Origin of the sequence: Parasphingorhabdus sp. (assembly GCF_049667325.1) — a bacterium.
Lineage (GTDB): Bacteria > Pseudomonadota > Alphaproteobacteria > Sphingomonadales > Sphingomonadaceae > Parasphingorhabdus.
Genome location: NZ_JBATHY010000137.1, coordinates 1 through 3,925, shown reverse-complemented (window position 1 = coordinate 3,925; position 3,925 = coordinate 1). Strand labels below are relative to the sequence as shown.

Below are 3,925 nucleotides of genomic sequence, written 5' to 3'. Positions count from 1 at the left end.
ATGGCATTTATGTCGACGGCAAGCAGACGGTAAGGGGTGACACCACGGGGCCGAAATCCGCGCAGATGGTTTTACGCGACCCGGCTGTTGATTTCGCTGTGCTCGAGACCGCACGTGGTGGACTTGTGCGCAGCGGCCTTGGCTATGACAATACCAATGTTTCGGCCTGCCTCAACGTCTCATCCGATCACCTCGGCCTCGGTGGGGTCGACACACTTGATGACCTGGCGAAAATAAAGCGCATTGTCGTTGAGGCCGCCACCGATACGGTTATCCTCAACGCGGATGACAAGAACTGTCTGTTGATGGCTGATTATTGCGATGCTGATCATATCTTCTACGTCACGATGCATCACGATCACGCGCTGGTTAAACAGCATATTGACGCAGGCGGCAAAGCGGCTGTGCTCGAACGGGCGATGAATGGCGACATGATCACCATTTACGATAATTTCACCCATATCTCGCTGATCTGGACGCACCTGATCCCCGCGACAATTGAGGGGAAGGCATTGCACAATGTCCAGAATGCGATGTTCGCAGCCGCCATGGCCTATAGCTTTGGCGAGAATATCGACCAGATCCGGCTAGGATTGAAAACGTTCAACACGACATTCTCTCAAGCTCCCGGCCGGATGAACGTTTTCGACGAACTGCCGTTTCGTGTGATCCTTGATTATGCACACAATCCGGCAGCGTTTGCAAGCCTGACCAATCTGGTCGACAAGTTCGACAATCACGAACGGAAGATCGTCATTGTGTCTTGTCCCGGCGACCGGCGAGACGAGGATATACTGGAATCCACTAGGATCCTGGCAGGTCATTATGATCATTTTATCCTGAAAGCAGATGACAATAGACGCGGGCGCGGCGAGGACGAAGTGCCGCAACTCATGAAGAAAGGTCTCATGGCCAACGGCGTGTCGGAAGACGCCATCACGATCATCACCGATGAGGTAAAGGCGATCCGACATGGTCTTGAAATGGGTGCCGAAAAGGACTTGCTGGTGGTCACGGGTGACAATGTCGCGCGATCATGGAAACAGATTGTCCATTTTGGTGACGCTCAACTGAAACCAGGGGCCAAGGCGGAGGCAATATCTGCGACCGCGAAGCCCTTTGACTATTTGGCCGATGAAGACCAGCCGCTGATCAGCGATGATCGGGGTGTCCGACTGGCCCGTAGTGAAGTTGAGGATGGCGACTAAAAACGGTATGGAAAAGGTGGCAGCCCGCAGAATCGATATTGAACTCGTCGAAGATTATCTGGAGATTTCACAACCGGAATCCGACCGTTTGAAGCTCGACGACAGCCGCCGGATTACCGGTCCAGGCATGATCTGGGACAAACGTGGCGCGCTGGTTGATATTCTGGTCGAGGGATTTGACAAGGCCGATGTCGTTACTGCCTGGGAACCGGAAATTCGCAGGGTGCTGGACACCCTCGGGTGGCAAGATAGCCAGACCAATTTTCGGATTTTTGAAACTGGCGTGACCCTGTTGATCTCGGCACCAGCCGATCTGCTTTATTCCGCGGTCTTTGTGATGGAGACGAGCTGGCATCTGACCGCACACAAATTGATTGGCAGTCAGCCAAATGATTTTGGCCAGCTGATCGCCGATCTGAAAGTGGTTATTGGGCTCGAGCAAAATCCGGCCCTGATCAAATTGCAGGAAGCCGCCGACGCTCGGAATATCGACATACTGTCCGACGATGATTTTGTATCACTCGGTCATGGCAAAGGATCCCAGGTCTGGGACGTCAACGATATTCCCGATCCCGGGAATATCGCATGGCACCAGTTACACAACCTCCCGGTCGCGCTGATCACCGGCACCAATGGCAAATCGACCAGCGTGCGTCTAGCGACGGCCATAGGAGAAGCGGCAGGACTGGTCAGCGGCTCAACCTCGACCGATTTTGTCAAACTGGGTGACGAAGTTCTCGACTATGGCGATTATTCCGGACCAGGCGGGGCCAGAATGCTGCTACGCGACAAACGGCTGGAGATTGCTTTTCTCGAAACTGCTCGCGGCGGAATTTTGCGCCGTGGATTGCCGTTGTTTCAGGCAAGTGCTGCACTGGTTACCAACATCGCTGCAGATCACCTCGGACAATATGGCGTGAATACGGTGAAAGCGCTTGCCCAAGCCAAACTTGCAGTAGCGCGGGCGGTGGCGCAGGAAGGCGTACTGGTGCTCAACGCGGACGACCCGCTGCTCGTGGCCAACGGGCTGACATTTGCGCAGACCAAATGCTGGTTCTCACTCGACCCGGGCAATGACCAGATACGCACTGCTCAAGCCGCTGGTACACCATGTTGCTGGTTGGAAAGCGGACATATCCACTATTACAATGGCAATGAGATCGAACTGTCAATTGCCGCCGCTGATATTCCGGTGACCATGGGCGGTGTCGCGCGGTTCAATATGCAAAATGCAATGGGAGCCATCGGGCTAACCAAGGCCATGGGCCTTGACAATCGGGCAATCATCACGGGCCTGACCAACTTTCAGGCCTCGCCCGATGATAATCCCGGTCGTTGCAACGAATTCATGGTCGATGGTGCGCGCGTATTTGTCGATTTTGCGCATAACCCGCATGCCGTCGCCGCGATGTCGAGCTTGCTGGAAAACATTCACGCGCAGCGCAAATATCTGCTGATCAGTCATGCCGGTGACCGTTCTGATCAGGAAATCAGGGACCTGACCGATGGCGCGATCGGTTTCCAACCGGATTTGATCGTTGCCGCCGAACTTGAAGACTATTTGCGCGGGCGCGAACCGGGTGAGGTTCCGGCGCTGATTGTCGAGCAATGCATTGAACGCGGGATCGCGCCAAACGCAATCACAACATGTGCTTCACCGGGAAAAGGAATGGAACTTATCCTCAATAAGCTGCAGGAAGGCGATGTAGCCCTGATCCTCGCGCTGTCAGATCGTGATCGCGTTTTTGAGTTGATCCGCGCCGCGCAGGACCGATTCACCGACCAGGCGCAAAAGTTGTAGCAATACAGTTCTGCGCACTCGAAACCGACGCACGCTTCATCCCATCGCTATTATACGCCATTGCAATTTCGCCCTGGCTTGAGACTGCTATTAGCCCGCCATCCCCGCCTAGCGTCTTTACGTCATCGAGCATATGCCAGAGGGCCTGCTCAAGACTGTCACCGGCCAGCCTGAATCGATTGGCGACTGTCAAAGCACCGCCGGCCCGGATGAAATATTCGCCGGTCCCGGTGCACGAAATAGCAACATCCTGATCGGCCCAGGTTCCGATGCCGATGATCGGCGTATCGCCGACCCGACCAGCCGGCTTGCCAAAAACACCGCCAGTGGACGTCGCTGCGGCGAGGTTGCCATGCAGGTCCAGCGCGACGGCTCCGACCGTGCCGTGCTGCATGTTGCTGACCGCGATATCTTCCGCGCTTACACCCACCGGCAGTACATAATATTCATCAGGATTGTCGATGACGGCGAAGTCCCTGGTCCGCGCAAAATCGGTAGCGCCATTGCCTGTAAGCATCACCGTCGATGCCTGATCGAGAAGCCGGCGCGCCACCGCGACCGGGTGCGCGACATCCCGGATGGCTGCCACCGCCCCGGCATGGCGGGTTGCGCCGTCCATGATGCTGGCGTCGAGTTCGACATGTCCGGCGACGTTAGGAGCTGAGCCCTTGCCCGCCACATAGAGACCGGAGGATTCCATGGCACAGGTCACCTTCTCAACCACATCCAAAGCGGTATTGCCATCCTTCAGCATGGCTTCACCGAGACACGCCAAATCACCGAGATGCTTCTCTACCACGGCATAGTCTTCACCGGCCTTAGCGCCGGCTCCGCCATGCAACGCCAATGCAAAAAGATCAGAATTGCTGAAAATAACGGCCTCTCCCTTCTTCATAAGGTTCGCACGGAATGGCGC

3 protein-coding genes are annotated in these 3,925 nt (G+C 55.7%); 2 read left to right on the top strand and 1 reads right to left on the bottom strand.

Going from position 1 to position 3,925, the window contains the following annotated elements; genetic code table 11:
- Both WBM93_RS06585 and WBM93_RS06580 read left to right on the top strand, forming a co-directional pair.
- A partial coding sequence (locus WBM93_RS06585; protein WP_424429820.1) for a glutamate ligase domain-containing protein occupies window positions 1–1,208 on the top strand: 1,208 nt, incomplete at its 5' end.
- Complete coding sequence (locus WBM93_RS06580) at window positions 1,198–3,009, top strand: Mur ligase family protein (protein WP_424429817.1); 1,812 nt, start codon at window positions 1,198–1,200, stop codon at window positions 3,007–3,009. The genes WBM93_RS06585 and WBM93_RS06580, both read left to right, overlap by 11 nt.
- Here WBM93_RS06580 and WBM93_RS06575 read toward each other — a convergent pair.
- The coding region (locus WBM93_RS06575) for an isoaspartyl peptidase/L-asparaginase family protein (RefSeq protein ID WP_424429814.1) at window positions 2,984–3,925 on the bottom strand (942 nt) is incomplete at its 5' end. The genes WBM93_RS06580 and WBM93_RS06575 overlap by 26 nt on opposite strands.

Excerpts from the sequence above, each read along its gene's own strand:
- WBM93_RS06580 (WP_424429817.1), top strand. The coding sequence starts at position 1,198 with ATGGCGACTAAAAACGGTATGGAAAAGGTGGCAGCCCGCAGAATCGAT.